Origin of the sequence: Paenibacillus donghaensis (assembly GCF_002192415.1) — a bacterium.
Lineage (GTDB): Bacteria > Bacillota > Bacilli > Paenibacillales > Paenibacillaceae > Paenibacillus_AQ > Paenibacillus_AQ donghaensis.
The window spans coordinates 864,638-882,914 of sequence record NZ_CP021780.1; the positions used below are offsets into that span (position 1 = coordinate 864,638).

Genomic DNA, 18,277 nt, shown 5'->3' on the forward strand with positions numbered 1-18,277 from the left:
AACGATTACCGCGTCAAAGAGTAGACGTGCGATTGTTATTAGTGAGTCTATCACAAAAACCCGCTTTTTTCTACCGGGCAATGTGAACTTTGTCGGATGACGCGACTGCCGGCAGGGCGGGATATGAACATTTCCCTGAATATGGTTCGGCGATTTACATTATGCGAATGAGCGATCCCTGGACGCTCGAAGGGGAGCATCGATTGCTTACCGCACCAACGCTGTCTTGGGAGAAACAAGGCGGTATGGCCATTAACGAAGGTCCGGTGATCCTGCAGCGGAACCGCCTTATTTGCCTGGTATATTCCGCCAGCACAACGTGGTCTGAGGATTATGCACTGGGGATGCTCACCATGAGCGAAGCGGCTGATCCTATGGAACCGCTATCATGGGAGAAATCCATGTCACCTGTATTCTGCAAAAGTGTAGAGAACGGAATTTATGCTACCGGACACAATAGCTTCACCCGATCACCGGATGACAGGGAGGACTGGATCGTCTATCATGCGCTTCCGGCTGCCGGAGCGGACGTGTCTTTGCGTGCAACCCGTATTCAGAAATTCGGGTGGAACCCGGATGGAACACCGGATTGCGGGATTCCCTGCAGCGATACCCTGCAGCGATACTCATGCTATAGCCGTCCCTTCGGGTGAGTAAGAAACTTAATATTCCTCTTTGAAAAAGCTAATTGTTACAGAATAATTGTAACAAATAGCTTTTTCTTGCGAACCTGTATATGTTCTGGTTTCTAGTCTTGGATAAGGGCTTATATGCAGGAGAAATGTAGATATAACCAGCTTGTACATAGGCTGTGATGAGGATTTTTATTCCAAGATCATTCTGTCAGAGCATATGATTTATATAATTACGACGTTTAGTATTACATAAAAGTAGTTTGTAAGCGTTGACAAAATGAATATACATGCTTATAATTCGGTTTAAGATACGAAATAATTGTATCAATCGCAGATTAAAGAGGGAGGTTGCGCAGGAAGAACAATGTACAGCGTTTTTTAAGTCTTTTATTTGCCTCAATACTGATCGTTTCGACTGTCACCGCATGCAGTGGCAACAAGCCGCAGAATGGGGCTGATTCGAATTTCTTCAACCAAGAGAATGTATCCACAGACAAAGAGCCGGTTGCCTTCTCGGATCTCAGCGGAGACATACGCGGCAATAAAGCACCCACAGAGGAGCAAATCAACGAAGTCAATCTTTCCTTGAATGATACATACCTCGGCGACGTCTACGATGAAGTCATTCCAAGCGATTACTCAGCCTATCCGGTTGAGGGAGATATGGAATCGAGAAGAAAAACCACGGTCACCGACAATGGCAAGCTACTCGGCTTTTACGGTATCGCTCCGTATAATGAAGGAAATATTGGTAGCCAATGACGCAACCGCAACATCAATCGGCAGTGCAGGCGGGGGAGTTATTGACAGCGCTCAGAGCCATATGGCTTTCAACGCTTCCTATATTAATGGTATACCCGTTCCTGCAAAAATATTTTGTTAAAGGTGTTTACGTAGGTTCGATTAAAGGATAGCAGGCCAATACATGAAAATAGACAATAGGAGTGAAGTAGACCATGTTGACAGAAGCAGCCCATACACAAGTTCCGCGTCCGGAGTATCCGAGGCCCGAGTTTCTCCGTAAAGAGTGGCTAAGCCTGAATGGAGAATGGGATTTTAGTTTTGATGACGAAGGCGTTGGTGAGGAAGAAGCATGGTACCTGGCTGATGCCCCCGCTTTTGCACGAACCATCCAAGTGCCCTTTGCGTTTCAGAGTAAGCTGAGCGGCATTGAAGACCCTTCTTTTCATGACGTGGTGTGGTACAGAAGGACCTTTGAGATCCCAGAGGATTGGGACGGCAAGCGGATCGTGCTTCATTTCGGAGCCGTAGATTATTTGGCCAAAGTCTGGGTGAACGGGCAGCTGGTGGCCACGCATGAAGGCGGACATACGCCATTTCAGGCAGATATCACCGCTTCGCTGATCCAAGGAAGCAACACCATTGTGCTGCGCGCGGAGGATTTCAGCCGGGATGTAACCTTGCCGAGGGGCAAGCAATACTGGCTTGAGCAGTCAGCCGCCATCTTCTATACCCGCACAACCGGCATCTGGCAGAGCGTCTGGATTGAACCGCTGACTGCGGTGCATCTCACTAAAACTATGATGACGCCTGACATTGACCGCAATGAAATCCGGCTTCGGATGTTCCTGCAGGGGTTTAAGGCTGCCGATGATCTCAAGCTGAGCATCACGATATCCTATGGCGGTGAAGTGGTTGCAGAAGATCAATATAGAGTCGGGGCTGCCGAGCAGCTTCGGACCATTGGTCTGGGTGATTTCACGGATCACGGTCTGGGGCGTCTATGGAGCCCGGAGCATCCGAACCTGTATGACATTCAATTCCGGCTAGTTCGGAATGAGGAGATTATCGATGAAGTCGCCGGTTATTTCGGCATGCGCAAGGTATCGATTGAGGATGGCAGGCTATGCCTGAATAACCGCCCGTATTTCCAGAGACTGGTGCTGGATCAGGGATATTTCCCTGGTGGCATTCTAACTGCACCTTCCGACGAAGCTCTGAAACGCGATGTGGAGCTGGCGAAGGAAATGGGGTTCAACGGAGTTAGGAAGCACCAGAAGACAGAAGATCCCCGTTTCCTGTACTGGTGTGACAAGCTTGGCCTGCTGGTATGGAGCGAAGCAGCCAATGCCTACGAATATTCCGAGGCGTATGTCCGCCGTTTCACTGCGGAATGGCAGGAGATCATCGAACGCGACTATAACCATCCAAGCATTGTGGCCTGGGTTCCGCTGAATGAGAGTTGGGGGGTTCCCAATGTTCAGATTGACATCCAGCAGCAGCAGCACGGACTGGCTATGTATCACTTAACGAAATCCTTGGATGCGATGAGGCCTGTGGTGTATAACGATGGATGGGAGCATATGACTACCGACCTGGTAACCATTCACGACTATGAGAGTCGTCAAGAAGTGCTGGAAGAGAGATATGCCACGGCAGAATCCGCCGTGAATGCGATGCCGGCAAACCGGAAGATTTTTGTAGGCGGAGCTTCGTATCAAGGCCAGCCCATTCTTGTATCGGAGTTTGGCGGAATTGCCTTCAAGAAAAGCGATTGGGAGGGCTGGGGTTATTCCGGGGCGGAGAATGAAGCGGATTTCTTGATTAAGCTTAAGGCTGTGGTGGACCCGATGTTCACTTCGCCGGTGATCCAGGGTTATTGCTATACCCAGTTAACAGATGTCGAGCAGGAAATCAATGGTTTGCTCACTTATGACAGAAAGCCCAAAGCGCCGCTCGCAACCATTCGCAATATTATGATGCATCTCCATAACTAATACTTATATAGAAGGAGTTACACAATGGCACATCTTTCAACGCTTCCGCGTCCCGTAATTGATAGATAGTTATCGCAAACTCGTGACTTCAGTCGTGAGTTAGAACACTGCGGATAGGGTGTGGCTTATGCCACACTAACTATCCGACAGATGTTTAGGTGACTATTGCAATAATCCCTTTACGAGGTTACGTCTATGCCATTCAGTACCTAATATGATTAAAGCGTTAAAGGGTGTTTCCGCGAGACTTTTGTTTAAAGAGTTTCCTAAGATCAAGCAAGAAATTGCGGGGAGATAATCTTTGGAATCCTTCTTATTTTGTCCTGCCAGGCCCCCTGCGTGGGGTCTGCTGATGTATTCTCCTTCACATACATCCGGTGGTTCACATTATCTCCATCGTCCATCGCATAGTAGATGTACCAGGCCCTAATTGTTTTTCACTACATTAAGAAGTAAGATAAATATAATACTCGATCTAAAAATCAGGGTTTGACTATACGAGTGAACAGAGCGGAGGGGCGGAGGGATTCTGGAGAAACGGTAGTGTTCGCCTTTAAAGACCGATCGTAAGAACCCTCCGAACCCGTAGCGGGCATCATTCACTAGGGGCAACCGCTGATTTTGGTTTTGTGCCAATATAATGAATAGGAAATAAGGAGAGCTGAATTGTGCTGGAACTTAGCTTGAGTGACCCGGACAAACTGGTCACGGTAACCCATGCCTTATCCACTCGTTCCAGGGTTGATATTCTTCGGCTATTAAACTCCAAAAACTTAAATATTATCGAAATTGCCGAGAAGCTGAAGCTTCCGGTCTCCACGGTAGCGAGCAATATCAAAGTGTTGGAGGCGGCTGAGTTAATTCATACCGAATTGGTTCCGGCATCCCGCGGGGCGATGAAAGTCTGCAGCAGGAATTATGACGATCTTCACATTACCTTGAACCTGAAGAAACCGATGTCTACCGGAGTGACGCATGTCTATGAGGTAGAGATGCCGATTGGCCATTATAGCGATTGTGAGGTATCCCCCACCTGCGGGATGGCTAATGCCGAGGGCATGCTTATCAAGGAGGATGAACCGGCGAGCTTCTATCACCCTAAACATGTCAACGCCCAGCTGATCTGGCTCCGCAAAGGCTTCCTGGAATATTTGCTGCCTATGGATATCCCTGCCGGAGCGAGAATAGAGTCGCTTGAGCTGTCTATGGAGATGTGTTCCGAAGCACCGAATTATGACCAGAACTGGCCTTCGAATATTTCTGTATGGGTAAATCATGCGGAGATTGGCATGTGGACCAGTCCTGGTGATTTCGGTGACCGGCGGGGCAAGCTGAATCCGAATTGGTGGTTTGACGGCTCCACTCAATATGGGTTTCTCAAAACCTGGCGTGTTGACCATGAGAAGACGACGCTTGATATGGAGAAGGTGTCTGGTGTTGCTCTGAATGATCTTCAGATGGATCAGAGTCCCAAGTTGCGTCTGCGCATTGGAATTAACCCTGATGCTGTGCATCAGGGCGGGCTGAACCTGTTCGGCCGTCAATTCGGGGATTATGAACAGCATATTCTGATGCAGGTGAAATATACGATGGATCAGGCTGAGGATAACTTATAACGGCAGTCTACTCTTTCATACTCGCCAGAGTCAGGGAGTACGGCGGAGAGCGGCGCGCTGCAGGGTGATCATCCAGTCGACGGACGGCTCAACAAGCGGGTGGAGCAGATGTTTAACACCGGGTTGGGCCAGCAGTACAGTAGAGAGAATTGCGCAGAGCAGCAGGACAACTGTGCCGGCGGCATTGCCGATATAGGCATACAATCCGGAAACGGCGGCCAAACGGACGATAAAGCCGTGCAGCAGAAAGACATAAAGCGTGCGGCGGCCCCAGTCGGTCATACGGCTCACCTGGTAAGGCACCCAGCCGAGGAAAGCCAGGGAGGCGGTGATCTGCAGAGCGTATACTGCAAGCCGGTACAGACCTGCATACCATTCGATCGCCTCAAGCTGCATATAAGTCATGCTCCCGTAGAGCCAGCCCAGCGGAAACTCGGAGCCTATTGCGGCCAGAACGGCAAAAATCAGGACGGAGAATGCGGCTGCGGCAATTTTGACGTATTTCTGAACCCATTTGACGAACATGCCGAACGAAAAATGGTAGCCGATTACGAAGAAGGGTAAGAATACGAATGTGCGGCTGATGCTGAACCAGACACCGTCAAGCTGCAAATATCCGACGGCTACTCCCGCCGTTACGGCGAAGGTGATTTGTGCACCTGTGGACCATCTGCCCATCCCAAGCATCAGGAGACGCCAGCAGGCATGACTGGCCAGGAACCATAAGAGCAGATAAGGGGCGAAGAAGGAATGATGGATGTTGGACACATGGAAGAGGGAAACATCAAGCAGCGAGTATAGGCTTTGAAAAATAAGATATTGTGTTGCGAGTTGCAGCAGCACCTTGCAGCCTGCCGTCCCGGTCAGGCTTTTTCTGGCGAAATAGCCGGTAACAAGTACAAACAGGGGCATATGGAAGCTGAAGATCCACAGATAAAGACTATGCAACCCGCTCATGTTTCCGATCAGCGGTTCAATGGCGTTGCCCACAAATACTGTAACTATCAGCATGAAGCGCAGGTTCAGAAAAAAGGTTTCTCCACGCGCTTGCAGCGAATGATCCTCCAACATGATCGGCCCCCAGTTGAACAAATAAAAGTTCATCTTATATAGTTTAATTTTAAAATACATGATTTTCGTCAAAGTAATTGTGAATTAACTCACATTAGAAAGCGCTATCATCCGGTGCAATTGTGGCGATGTCTTGAAGGTTGTTTGCGGGGGGAGATTCCTCTATAATTTTCTGTGAAAGATGCAGTTACAGCCGGGAGTGGAGCCTAGTGAAGAGAATTATCACCAAAAGCCGTGTATTAATAGTGGTTGCGATCATCCTGGTTGTGGCAGGCTTGTTCATCTGGAGGTATTTGACCCCCTATGCACCGGAAAAGAAGGCCGAAACCGCGCTGATCTCCAGCGGCGGCGTAACAGTGGAGCAGAATGACAACTGGATTACTTTTGAGCCTGCGGTCTCAACCGGCACCGCGGTTATTATGTATCCGGGAGCGCTCGTGAAGCCGGAGGCCTATTCTCCGCTGGCCCGGTCGGTTGCTGCAGCCGGTCATCCTTTTTATATCGCTAAGATGCCGTTCAATCTGGCTGTGACCAAAGGAGATGCCGCTGCAGATATCATTCGTGTGCATCCCGGTCTCAGCTTTGTCATTGGCGGCCATTCGCTTGGCGGAGTGATGGCTTCGCGTTACGCATCGGAGCATCCCGACCAGCTAGAGGGTGTATTCTTCCTCGCTTCCTATCCCGATGAGAAAGGCAGCTTAAAGGGTACAACCCTGTCTGTGCTGTCCATTCTGGGGACGGAAGACGGGGTTATGGACCTGGCCAGCTACCGCAAAGGGCGTAACTATCTGCCCGATAATACCGTGTATTATTCGGTGCAGGGGGGCAATCATGCCCAGTTCGGAAGTTATGGTGAGCAGAAGGGCGACGGAAAGGCAACGATAACCGAAGAAGAGCAGCAGAAACGTACCGCCGCATCGATGCTGGATTGGCTGGGCAATCTGCGCTAGTTCTGAAGGGAGAAGAAGAAGTGCCAATTCTACATGTGAACGGCCAAGCCATTGCTTGCCAGGGCATCTTGTTTGACAAAGACGGTACCCTGCTTGATTTAATGGCGACCTGGGGAACCTGGGCAGAGCTGGTCATCCGCAGCATGGAGGCTCATTTGACCTTGATCGGCGGGAGCTTCACCGGAGGCAAAGACGGGGTGCTCGGCACCTCGCATAATGGAGCGGGGCAGTTGACCGGCTATGATCCTTCAGGCCCTTTCTCGATGGCAACCCCCGAGGAGACACATGGTATCCTTGCCTGGCAGCTGTACAGCGCCGGAGTGCCGTGGAATGAGGCTCTGACCCGGGTAATGAATATGACCAAGGAAGCATCGAATGAGCTGCGCAAGTCGCGGGCGGTTCACCCGCTACCAGGGCTTGTGCCCTTCCTGCAGCAATGCGCCGGGGCTTCACTGAAGCTGGGAGTCGTAACCTCAGATGAGGCACAAAGCACGGCAGAGCATCTGGAGTGGCTAGGCATATCCGGTTATTTCGGAACCGTGGTAACGAGGGACAGAGTGATTCACGGCAAACCGGCGCCCGAGATGGCCGAGACGGCTTGCCGGGAGCTGGGACTGGACCCGGAGCAGACGATTCTGATTGGCGACAGCAATGCCGATATGCAGATGGGCCGGGGCGCAGGCCTCAGCCTCACGATTGGTATAGCCTCACCCGGCGCTCAGGAGCATTTAGCCGATGCCGATAGGTTGATTACCGGCTATGATGAGCTGAAGATTACCGTTAATATATAGAAGCAAGAGAGGATGTGCAAACGGCTATGGACTCACAGCAGACCCTGGCTTCATGGATCAAGAACAGCAGCAATATCGTTTTTTTCGGCGGCGCCGGAACCTCTACGGAAAGCGGCATTCCCGATTTCCGCTCGGCAGCGGGTCTCTATCAGACGGAGCAGCATTCCCCTTATCCGCCTGAAGTCATGCTCAGCCGCAGCTTTTTTATGTCCTCGCCGGACATTTTTTTTGATTTCTACCGCAGTAAAATGATTCATCCCGATGCCAGACCCGGGGGAGCTCACCAACTGCTGGCCGAGCTGGAACGGCAAGGCAAGCTCAAGGCCGTCATTACTCAAAATATTGACGGGCTGCACCAGCTGGCGGGAAGCCGCAAGGTGCTTGAGCTGCACGGATCGATTCACCGCAACCACTGCATGGATTGCTCCAGGTATTACGGGCTGGAGCAGCTGCTGGAGAAGACAGCGGTTGTGCCGCGATGCACCGAATGCGGCGGGATCATCAAGCCGGACGTAGTGCTGTATGAAGAAGCGCTTGATCAAGCGGTGCTAATGGAGGCAGTGGAGGCGATTGCTGCCGCCGACCTGCTTATGATTGGCGGCACTTCTCTTACGGTTCAACCCGCTGCCAGTCTGATTACTTATTTCCGCGGCAGTCACACCGTGCTGCTCAATGGCGACCCGACTCCGTATGACCATCAGGCAGATCTGATTATTACCGACCGGATCGGTCAGGTGATGGAAGCTGTCGGACAATTGCTGTAATGGATCTCTATAGATTTCAGCAAGATGGATTACAATCGCTTCGACTGGTTTATAGTAGGGTATCATGACAACTGAGTAACTGAGAGGCGGCGAAACTGCAATGGGATATACGGCAAGCGATACACGTTATGAAGAGATGCGCTACAACCGTTGCGGCAGGTCGGGTCTGAAGCTGCCGGCCATCTCGCTGGGGCTGTGGCATAACTTTGGCGGGATCGATTCGTATGAGAACGGGCGCGAGATGATTCTGCGTTCATTTGACCTCGGCATTACCCATTTTGATCTGGCCAATAATTACGGTCCGCCTGCCGGATCGGCAGAGGAATTGTTCGGCAAGGTGCTGGCCCGGGATCTGGCAGCTTACCGCGACGAGCTGGTGATCTCCACGAAGGCGGGCTTCTCGATGTGGCCCGGGCCTTATGGGGACTATGGCTCGCGCAAGTCAATGCTGGCAAGCCTTGATCAGAGCCTTGCCAGACTGGGCGTCGATTATGTGGATATCTATTATTCGAATCGCCCGGACCCGGAAACGCCTATGGAGGAGACAATGAAGGCGCTGGATTATGCCGTCCGCTCCGGCAAAGCGCTGTATGCAGGTTTGTCCAATTACTCCGCAGAGCAGACTGTCGAGGCTGTGGAGATTCTGCGGCAGCTGGGCACACCTCTCTTGATTCATCAGCCCAGCTACTCCATGCTTGACCGCTGGATAGAAGGCGGGCTGCAGGATGTGCTGGAGAATCAGGGGATGGGCAGCATCGCTTTTATGCCTCTGGCCCAGGGGCTGCTGTCCAATAAATATCTCAATGGCATTCCTGAAGGGTCAAGGGCTGCGAAACCTTCTACGGCGCTGAACGAGAGCCGGATTACGCCGGAGCTGCTGCGCCAGATCCGTGCGCTGAACCAGCTGGCGGTTTCACGCGGGCAGAGCCTGGCCCAGTTCGCTATCTCCTGGGCACTTCGCGGAGGCAAGATTACCTCGGCGCTGATCGGAGCCAGCCGGATTAGCCAGATCGAAGAGAATATTGCTTCCCTGTCCCACACCGAGTTCACCTCCGAGGAGCTGGAACGGATCGAGACCATTCTTAAGAAGAGCGATGAAGCGTAACAACGAAACCACAAGCGGCCCGGCTCCTTCTTCGCGAAAGGAGCGGGCTTTTGCTGTAATTGGAGCGGCCTGCGTCTCCTAAGAAGAGGTCTGATCCCCGTACCGGGCGGTCTTCAGGCGGTAGGAGGTGGGCGACTCTGCGCAGAAGCGCTTGAATTGGCGCGAGAAATAGAGTGCATCCGTCAGCCCCACGGAGGCGGCAACCTGTTCCACGGACAGCTCCGGCCGCTCCCGCAGCAGCTGACGGGATTTCTCAATCCGCAGCTTCAGCAGATAGGTGACGGGAGACAGGCCGGTTTCCTGCTTGAAGATGCGTGAGAGATAGGCCCGGTTATAGCCGAGGCTGGCACTCATCTGCTCGATGGAGACTGGGTGGGCATACTGTGAAGCCATATAATAGAGCATCTGTTTCACGGTCCGCTGCACCTGCGAATCTGCTCCTGGCAGCCGCGAGGAGGAGGTGAGCCGTTCAGCTGCTTCACCCATAATCAGATACAAGTACCCCAGCGAGGTGAGTCTGGCGCTGTCCTTATGGGCGTTGAAGGCCAGCAGCATGGAGGAGAGCGCTTCAGGAATGACGCTCTGCTCGGCGGTTGCAAGCACCGGCTTCAGCGGGCTGAAGCCAACCTCCCGGACAAGCGGGTCCGCCTCATTTCCGCTGAAGGCTGCCCAGCGGTAGCGCCAGGGGTGCTGCTTGTCCGAGATGTAGCTGACCAGCTGGCCGGGATGAATCAGGAAGCAATCGCCCTCCCCCAGCTCATATTTGCGCTCCTCGGTGCGGAAGATGCCACTCCCGGTCTCTATGTAATGCAGCAGATAATAATCATAGATTTTCGGTCCGGCCTGATGCATCGGCAGGGTCTGACTCTCACCGGCAAATAAAACATGCAGGTTCTGTTTATCATAATAAACAGGATTGGATCCTACCTTATACGTATGCTCCATACATGGACTACCTCCGTTGGTTGCCTGGGAGACTCGCAGCAGAGTTCAGGCAGAGTTAAAGTATAGTTATTATATAGCTGGAAGTCACATTTATCCATACATTACACACATGATTGCATTACCGGATGGACTCTGTTTTTATTATAATGGTAGCAGGGAAGCAGGCATGTCAAGACAACGTTAAGTCCAATCAGCGAAAGGATGGAGTGGCATTCATGAGCATTCAGGATCTGAAACAGAAATTTATTGAGAAATATGGGGAGGACGGGGTTGAAGCGCAGGTGTTCTACGCACCGGGGCGTGTTAATCTGATCGGCGAGCATCTGGATTATAACGGAGGTTACGTGCTGCCGGCAGCCCTGGAATTCGGGACAACCCTGGTCGTGCGTCCGCGCAGCGATGATGAGATTCATTTCGCTTCTACTAATCTTCCATATGTGGCCACGCTGATGGTCAGTGAAATCGGCAAGCTTAAGTCAAACGAGTGGATTGATTATCCAGTGGGTGTCATGGTGGAACTTCAGAAAAAAGGCACTCCGGTAACCAGAGGCTATGACCTCTTGTTCCATGGCGATATCCCGAACGGCTCCGGCTTGTCTTCCTCTGCATCCCTGGAGGTGCTGACCGCTTATGCCCTGCTGACACTGGAAGGTGCGGAAACGGATACCGTGGAGATCGCCCTGTTGTCCCAGCGTGCAGAGAATCAGTACGTCGGCGTTAACTCAGGCATCATGGACCAGTTCGCCGTAGCCAACGGCAAGCGTGATCATGCCATTCTGCTGATGTGCGATACGCTGGAGTATGAGCTGGTGCCTTTTGTAACCGGAGCTTATAAGCTGGTGATCGGCAATACGAACAAAAAACGCGGTTTGGTGGACTCCAAATACAACGAACGTCGCCAGCAATGTGATGAAGCACTGGCCATTCTGCAGAAGGAAGTTCCTTCGCTCTCCTACCTGGCAGAGCTGAAGCCGGAGCAGTTCGAAGCGCATCAAGGCAAGATTGAAGATGAGACAGTCAGACGCCGGGCGCAGCATGTGGTAGAAGAGAACCAGCGTGTGCTCGATTCGGTGGAAGTGCTGAAGAACAATGACCTGAAGCAGTTCGGTCAATATATGAATGACTCTCACACCTCCCTGCGGGATCTATACGAAGTCAGCTGTGAAGAGCTGGACGTCATGGTGGAGGAAGCACAGAAGATTCCGGGTACCCTTGGCTCACGGATGACTGGTGCAGGCTTCGGCGGCTGTACGGTATCGCTGGTGCATGAGGATGATGTGGAGCGGTTCATCAAGGAAGTTGGAGAAGCCTACAAGACCAGAACCGGTCTGGACGGCGAATTCTATGTATGCGGCATCGGCAATGGTGTCGAACAGCTGAAGGGAGCGAATTAAGATGGCAATACTTGTAACAGGCGGAGCGGGATATATCGGTTCCCATACGGTGGCTGAGCTGCTGGACCGGGGTGAGGAAGTAGTGGTAATCGACAATTTGCTGACAGGGCACCGCGAGGCGCTGCTGGGCGGCAAGCTGTACGAAGGCGATCTGCGTGACAAGGCGCTGCTGGCCAAGCTGTTCTCGGAGAATCAGATTGATGCAGTCATTCATTTTGCGGCAAGCTCCCTGGTGGGCGAGAGCATGAAGGACCCTGTGAAATATTATGACAACAACGTGTATGGCACACAATGCCTGCTTGGCGCGATGCAGGAGGCCGGTGTCGGCAGAATCGTATTCTCCTCCACTGCAGCGACCTACGGTGAGCCGGAAAAGGTGCCGATTGAAGAAACCGACCGCACCGAGCCGGCTAACGTATATGGTGAAACGAAGCTGACCATGGAACGTATGATGGCCTGGTTTGACAAGGTGCTGGGGATCAAATACGTAGCTCTGCGTTACTTCAATGCAGCAGGTGCCCATGCCAGCGGTAAAATTGGCGAGGATCACCGTCCCGAAAGCCATTTGATTCCGCTGGTGCTGCAAACCGCGCTGAAGCAGCGCGAGAGCATCGCGGTCTTCGGCGAAGACTACCCGACGGAAGACGGCACCTGCGTGCGCGATTACATCCATGTCAGCGATCTGGCGGATGCGCATGTACGAGCGGTGAACTATCTGCGCAGCGGCAGCGACAGCAGCATTTTTAACCTGGGCAATGGTACGGGCTTCTCTGTTAAACAGGTGATCGAGACTGCGAAGAAGGTTACCGGTCTGGAGATTCCTGTAGTCATTCAGGAGCGCCGCGCCGGCGACCCGGCTGTATTGGTAGCCTCTTCAGACAAGGCCCGCACCATTCTGGGCTGGAATCCGCAGCATGCCGATCTTGAGAACATCATTCAGAGTGCCTGGAGCTGGCATTCAGCCAATCCGCAGGGGTATGGGGAATAACATCAACTAGAAGGAGAATCAAGATGGACAACGACAAGAACACTACCCCTGCCGCGCAGCAGGCACAGCATGCGATTGAACAGCTGGTCCTGTTCGCGCTGCGCCGGCAGCTGATTGCTGAAGCGGATTTCGACTATAGCCGCAACGCGCTGCTGGACCAGTTTGGGTTCAGTGAGCCTTATGCCGGGGAAGCAGACCAGAGTGAGCTGGAGGGTCCTCAGGCTCCGCTGGATGTACTGATGGAGTACGGTTACCAGATCGGCTTAATCCCGGAGAATACCGATACCTACCGTGATCTGCTGGATGCGCGCACCATGGGCTTATTGATGGCCCGGCCTTCCGAGGTCAACCGTGAATTCTATGCGCTCAAGGCTGAGCAAGGGATCGAGGCGGCTACCGACCGTTTCTACAAGCTGAGCATTGACTCCAACTATATCCGCATGGACCGTATTTCCAAGAACGTATATTGGCTGCAGGAATCGCCTTATGGCGATATCGAGATGACGATCAATCTGTCCAAGCCGGAGAAAAGCTCCAAGGAAATCGCCATGGCCCGGCTGCTTCCGCCGCCGGTCTATCCGAAATGCCTGCTCTGCCGCGAGAATGTCGGCTATGCCGGAAGAGTCAATCATCCTCCCCGCCAGAATCTGCGGATTATTCCGCTGGAGCTGAATAAGGAGAAATGGTTCTTCCAGTATTCACCTTATGTGTACTATAACGAGCATTGCATCATTTTCCATCATGACCATGTGCCCATGAAGCTGACCAAGGATACGCTGAAGCGCCTGCTTGGCTTCGTGGAGGCATTCCCGCATTATTTCATCGGCTCCAACGCCGATCTGCCGATTGTGGGCGGCTCGATTCTCACGCATGACCACTTCCAGGGCGGGCGCCATACGTTCCCGATCCAGAAGGCTCCGAATGAGCAGACCTTTACACATCCAGCCTATCCCGGCGTAAGCCTGTCGATCGTGAAATGGCCGATGTCTGTGCTGCGTCTGAATGGGGCGGACCCGGCGGTTCTGCTCGAATGCGGCAACGCGCTGTATGAGGCTTGGAAGAATTACAGCGATCCTGCTGCCGAGGTGCTGGCCTTCAGTGAAGTGGAGGGTGACACCCAGCCGCATAACACGGTGACTCCGATTGTGCGCCGGGGCCAGGGCGGCAGCTTCGAGATGGACCTGGTGCTGCGCAACAACCGCACCAGTGAGCAGTATCCGGAAGGGATTTTTCACCCGCACCGGGAGATGCACCACATCAAGAAGGAGAATATCGGCCTGATTGAGGTGATGGGCCTGGCGATTCTGCCGGGACGGCTGAAGGAAGAGCTGGATGCCATTGCCGGCGTCTTGGCCGGCGATGCGGTGGTGCTTGAAGCGCTGAGAAGCGATGCCGCTCATCCGCTTGCGCAGCACGCGGGCTGGGCGGAAGAGCTGGTGGAGCGCTTCGGCACAGGCCTTGCGCGCGAGGAGGCCGTGCGGACGGTCCAGAATGAGGTGGGCATCAAGTTCACCCATATTCTGGAGCATGCCGGCGTCTACAAGCGTACCCCGGAAGGGCAGGCTGCCTTCCGCCGGTTCCTGCAGAGCTTCGGCGCCTTGTAAGCCGGAGTAGTTATGAAGAGATGTTCCCTGGCCGGATGGGCTGGGGCATCTCTTTTTGTTCGTTCCCAGCCGGGAGCTGAATTGGCCCCAGCCGATTTGAATGCCGCTCCCCAGAGGTTTATAATATGTTAGGCATCACATTCGAGCACTAATGGAGGACTACCCATATGCGTAAATTTGAATTCTATAATCCGACCAAGCTGATCTTCGGACAAGGTACCCTGGACACACTCCAGACTGAAGTGCCGAAATACGGCCGGAACGTGCTTCTGATGTATGGCGGCGGCAGCATTAAACGCAGCGGCCTGTATGATAAAGTTATTGCCCAGCTGACCAAGCTGGATGCGGTTGTAACCGAGCTGTCCGGCGTAGAGCCGAACCCGCGGTTGTCCACAGTTCATAAGGGCGTAGAGCTGTGCCGCGAGCATAAGATTGATCTGATTCTGGCCGTAGGCGGCGGCAGCGTGCTTGACTGTGCCAAGGCGGTTGCTGTTGGGGCTAAATATGACGGAGATATGTGGGATTTCGTAGAGCGCAAGGCGGCAGCGCAGGACGCTCTGCCTCTGGGAACCGTGCTGACCATGGCGGCCACCGGCTCCGAGATGAACAACGGCTCGGTCATTACGAACGAAGTCACCCAGGAGAAAATGGGCTGGGGCAGCATCCATGCCTACCCGGCGTTCTCTATTCTTGATCCCGAGAATACCTTCTCCCTGCCGCGCGACCAGACGGTCTACGGAATGGTGGACATTATGTCCCATGTGCTGGAGCATTATTTCCACACTGACGGCAATACGCTGGTGCAGGACGGCTTCTGTGAGACGCTCCTGCGCACTGTGATCGAAACGGCTCCGAAGCTGATTGACGACCTTGAGAATTACGAGCTGCGGGAGACAATTATGTACTGTGGCACGATGGCGCTGAATGGTATGGTCAGCATGGGTTTTGCAGGAGACTGGGCCACTCACAACATCGAGCATGCCGTCTCCGCGGTATATGATATTCCACACGGCGGCGGACTTGCCATTCTGTTCCCGCAGTGGATGAAATACAACCTGAGCACGAATCCGGCCCGTTTCCGCCAGCTGGCTGTTCAGGTATTCGGTATTGATCCTTCTGGCAAAACCGACGAACAAGCCGGTCTGGAAGGGATTGAAGCGCTGCGCAGCTTCTGGGATTCCATTGGCGCGCCGAAGGTGCTGGGCGACTACGATATCGACGACAGCGATTTTGGCGTGATGGCCGACAAGGCAGTCCGTTTCGGTCCGTTCGGTAACTTCCGCAAGCTGAACCGCGAAGATGTGGTCGAGATTTACAAGCTGGCGCTTTAAATCGCCTTTATAACACCGAAGCAGTCCATCTCTTTTCCATGGGGATGGGCTGCTTTTTTGTGCACCCGTTGAGTGCTCTGGCCAGTGAAAAGATGCGGTTTATCCTGCTCTTTTGGGATTTAACCCAAAGATTGTGAAACCAAGGGCGTACTTTGCACGTTTAAAGGAGTATGACAGTCCTGAAATTAGACGGGAGGAGTTAACTTTGGAAACGCTGTATTTGGGCTGCTTGGTGCTTGGCGTCATCTTTGCCGTGGTCAGCGTCGTGGTGGGAGATCTGATCGGCAATGCGCTGGATGGAATGTTCGATGCGGTATCCTTTCATTTCCTGAATCCCACTGTTCTTGCAGGCGCGGTAACCGTGTTTGGCGGAGCAGGCATTCTGCTTACCCGCTATAGCGCACTGGAGGCGGGTCCGGTTGCGGCGTTGTCGCTGCTGGCTGCCGGGTTCCTGGGCGTACTGATGTATCTCGGCTTCGTAAGGCCGATGGATAAGAGTGAGATGTCGAGCGGGTTCTCGATGAGTGAGCTGCCTGGCAGAATAGGCGAAGTGATGGTTCCGGTTCCTGCACAGGGATACGGTGAAATTATGGTCAGATTCGGGGCGAGCAACAGTCTGCATACCGCAGCAAGCTTCGATCAGGAGCTCCTTCCGGCAGGCATCAAGGTTGTAGTAGTGGAAGTTAAGGAAGGCGTAGCAATGGTATCAGAATTCGAAAAGCGAAAAGGAGAGGATATGTAATGCCGGAAATTCCTGAATATTTCTTCATACCAGCAGTCGTTGTCGCTGTTCTAATTGTACTCGGTCTGGCATTCTGGGCACGCTTCAGGACAGTAGGACCGGATGAAGGCATGATCGTAACCGGCTCGTTTCTCGGGAAGAACCATTTGTCCGATGACGGCTCCGGCCGCAAGATCAAGATTGTACGGGGCGGCGGTGCATTTATTCTGCCTATCTTCCAGAAGGCTGAATTTATGTCGCTGCTATCCCATAAGCTGGATGTTACCACTCCTGAGGTATATACCGAGCAAGGCGTACCGGTTATTGCCGATGGGGTAGCCATTATCAAGGTAGGCAGTTCCACGGAGGACGTAGCTACAGCGGCAGAGCAGTTCATGGGCAAGCCGATTGAGTCGCTGAAGAGTGAAGCCCAGGAGGTGCTGGAAGGCCATCTGCGTGCCATTCTCGGCACGATGACCGTTGAAGAGGTCTACCGCAACCGTGACCGCTTCGCGCAGGAGGTTCAGGGTGTGGCTGCAAGAGATCTGAAGAAAATGGGTCTGCAGATCGTCTCCTTCACCATTAAGGATGTGCGTGACAAGCACGGCTATCTTGAGGCGCTCGGGAAGCCGCGGATCGCGGCCGTGAAGCGGGATGCGGAGATCGCGGAGGCTCAGGCCGTGCGTGATGCCCGGATTCAGAAGGCTTCGGCGGAAGAGGAAGGCCAGAAAGCCGAGCTGCTGCGCGATACGAACATCGCGGAAGCCTCCAAAGAGAACCAGCTGAAGGTGGCAGCGTTCAAGCGGGACCAGGATACTGCGAAGGCAGAAGCCGATCAGGCCTATTTCATCCAGGAAGCACGCGGCAAGCAGACAGTGGTGGAAGAGCAGATGAAGGTGGAGCTGGTGCGCAAGATGCGCGAAATTGATCTCCAGGACAAGGAAATTCTGGTCCGTGAGAAGCAGTATGACGCGGAAGTGAAGAAGAAGGCCGAAGCGGACCGTTATGCGGTAGAGCAGGCAGCGGAGGCTGACAAGGCGAAGAGAATGCGTGAAGCCGATGCGATCCAGTATAGCATCGAGACGCAGGCAAGAGCGACCTCCGCGCAGAAGCGTCTGGAAGGCCAGGCGGTCGCCGATGCCGAGCTGGCCAAAGGTACTGCAGATGCCGAGGTTATCCGGCTGCGCGGTCTGGCGGAAGCGGAAGCCAAGGAGAAGCTGGCCGAGGCCTTTGCCAAGTTCGGCGAAGCTGCCATTCTCGACATAATCGTCAAAATGCTGCCTGAGCTGGCCGGCAAAATCGCTCAGCCGCTTGCTTCCATCGATAAGCTGACAGTGGTGGATACCGGCAATGGCGCCGGGGCGGCGCGTGTAAGCAATTATGTCACTGAGCTGATGTCCACTGCTCCCGAGATGCTGAAGAGTGTCTCTGGCATTGATGTGGAGTCGCTGATCAAGAAGCTGACTCATAAGTCCGCCGAAGCTCCGGCTGCCCAGTCTGCAGCCAGTCTTCCGGCAATGCCTGCTAAACCTGCGGCTCCTGGCTCTTTGCCGGAAGATCTCGGGCAATGACACAAGCAAGTAACCTTTAGCCGGACTGCGGGTCAGTCCGGCTAATTCTTAAT

At 53.4% G+C, this 18,277-nt stretch carries 16 protein-coding genes and 2 pseudogenes; 16 read left to right on the plus strand and 2 right to left on the minus strand.

The window, feature by feature from the left end:
- The first annotated feature begins 89 nt into the window (after positions 1-89).
- The 6 genes and pseudogenes from B9T62_RS03490 to B9T62_RS03510 all read left to right on the plus strand — a co-directional run bounded on the left by B9T62_RS03490 (position 90) and on the right by B9T62_RS03510 (position 4,989).
- Entirely contained in the window at positions 90-653 is a 564-nt protein-coding gene (locus tag B9T62_RS03490; protein ID WP_245864327.1) for a family 43 glycosylhydrolase, read from the plus strand.
- A 330-nt stretch (positions 654-983) separates the two neighbouring features.
- Positions 984-1,397: a hypothetical protein gene (locus B9T62_RS03495; RefSeq protein WP_245864328.1), complete on the plus strand. Its 414-nt coding sequence runs from the start codon at positions 984-986 to the stop codon at positions 1,395-1,397.
- Between the two features lie 59 nt (positions 1,398-1,456).
- A pseudogene (locus B9T62_RS40470) lies at positions 1,457-1,549 on the plus strand (carbohydrate ABC transporter permease); the annotation flags it as partial.
- Positions 1,550-1,591: 42 nt separating this feature from the next.
- Positions 1,592-3,373, plus strand: coding sequence for a glycoside hydrolase family 2 protein (locus B9T62_RS03505; RefSeq protein ID WP_087913991.1), 1,782 nt, complete (start codon positions 1,592-1,594; stop codon positions 3,371-3,373).
- A 199-nt stretch (positions 3,374-3,572) separates the two neighbouring features.
- Positions 3,573-3,696: pseudogene (locus tag B9T62_RS40150) on the plus strand (transposase); the annotation flags it as partial.
- A 345-nt stretch (positions 3,697-4,041) separates the two neighbouring features.
- Positions 4,042-4,989, plus strand: a complete 948-nt coding sequence (locus tag B9T62_RS03510; protein ID WP_087913992.1) for an ArsR/SmtB family transcription factor — start codon at positions 4,042-4,044, stop codon at positions 4,987-4,989.
- 30 nt (positions 4,990-5,019) lie between these two features.
- Here the strand turns inward: B9T62_RS03510 and B9T62_RS03515 are convergent, their stop codons facing one another.
- Positions 5,020-6,060 (minus strand): acyltransferase family protein, encoded by a 1,041-nt coding sequence (locus tag B9T62_RS03515; RefSeq protein ID WP_087913993.1) that lies wholly within the window; start codon positions 6,058-6,060, stop codon positions 5,020-5,022.
- A gap of 209 nt (positions 6,061-6,269) precedes the next feature.
- On the opposite strand from B9T62_RS03515, the gene B9T62_RS03520 reads away from it, so the two are divergent.
- The 4 genes from B9T62_RS03520 to mgrA all read left to right on the plus strand — a co-directional run bounded on the left by B9T62_RS03520 (position 6,270) and on the right by mgrA (position 9,670).
- Positions 6,270-7,010 carry an alpha/beta hydrolase gene (locus B9T62_RS03520; protein WP_087913994.1) on the plus strand — a complete coding sequence of 247 codons (741 nt, stop codon included), beginning with the start codon at positions 6,270-6,272 and terminating at the stop codon, positions 7,008-7,010.
- Between the two features lie 20 nt (positions 7,011-7,030).
- Complete coding sequence (locus B9T62_RS03525; RefSeq protein WP_087913995.1) at positions 7,031-7,801, plus strand: HAD family hydrolase; 771 nt, start codon at positions 7,031-7,033, stop codon at positions 7,799-7,801.
- A gap of 26 nt (positions 7,802-7,827) precedes the next feature.
- Positions 7,828-8,565, plus strand: coding sequence for an NAD-dependent protein deacylase (locus B9T62_RS03530; RefSeq protein ID WP_087913996.1), 738 nt, complete (start codon positions 7,828-7,830; stop codon positions 8,563-8,565).
- A gap of 100 nt (positions 8,566-8,665) precedes the next feature.
- Positions 8,666-9,670: an L-glyceraldehyde 3-phosphate reductase gene (gene mgrA / locus B9T62_RS03535; protein ID WP_087913997.1), complete on the plus strand. Its 1,005-nt coding sequence runs from the start codon at positions 8,666-8,668 to the stop codon at positions 9,668-9,670.
- A 78-nt stretch (positions 9,671-9,748) separates the two neighbouring features.
- Here mgrA and B9T62_RS03540 read toward each other — a convergent pair whose 3' ends face one another.
- Positions 9,749-10,615, minus strand: a complete 867-nt coding sequence (locus tag B9T62_RS03540) for an AraC family transcriptional regulator (protein WP_087913998.1) — start codon at positions 10,613-10,615, stop codon at positions 9,749-9,751.
- Positions 10,616-10,830: 215 nt separating this feature from the next.
- Here B9T62_RS03540 and B9T62_RS03545 point away from each other — a divergent pair, with 215 nt between their 5' ends.
- From B9T62_RS03545 to B9T62_RS03570, 6 genes are all read left to right on the plus strand, one after another.
- Positions 10,831-12,009, plus strand: a complete 1,179-nt coding sequence (locus tag B9T62_RS03545) for a galactokinase (protein ID WP_087913999.1) — start codon at positions 10,831-10,833, stop codon at positions 12,007-12,009.
- A 1-nt stretch (position 12,010) separates the two neighbouring features.
- The gene (galE, locus tag B9T62_RS03550; RefSeq protein WP_087914000.1) at positions 12,011-12,997 is read left to right on the plus strand and encodes a UDP-glucose 4-epimerase GalE; all 987 of its coding nucleotides are present in this window, start codon (positions 12,011-12,013) and stop codon (positions 12,995-12,997) included.
- Between the two features lie 23 nt (positions 12,998-13,020).
- Positions 13,021-14,601, plus strand: a complete 1,581-nt coding sequence (locus B9T62_RS03555) for a UDP-glucose--hexose-1-phosphate uridylyltransferase (protein ID WP_087914001.1) — start codon at positions 13,021-13,023, stop codon at positions 14,599-14,601.
- A gap of 167 nt (positions 14,602-14,768) precedes the next feature.
- Complete coding sequence (locus tag B9T62_RS03560) at positions 14,769-15,932, plus strand: iron-containing alcohol dehydrogenase (RefSeq protein ID WP_087914002.1); 1,164 nt, start codon at positions 14,769-14,771, stop codon at positions 15,930-15,932.
- Positions 15,933-16,137: 205 nt separating this feature from the next.
- Positions 16,138-16,674: an NfeD family membrane protein gene (locus B9T62_RS03565; protein WP_087914003.1), complete on the plus strand. Its 537-nt coding sequence runs from the start codon at positions 16,138-16,140 to the stop codon at positions 16,672-16,674.
- A complete protein-coding gene (locus B9T62_RS03570) occupies positions 16,674-18,224 on the plus strand; it encodes a flotillin lipid rafts scaffold protein FloT (RefSeq protein ID WP_245864329.1) in 1,551 nt (516 codons plus the stop codon). The genes B9T62_RS03565 and B9T62_RS03570 overlap by 1 nt, the downstream gene beginning before the upstream one ends.
- Positions 18,225-18,277 lie beyond the last annotated feature (53 nt).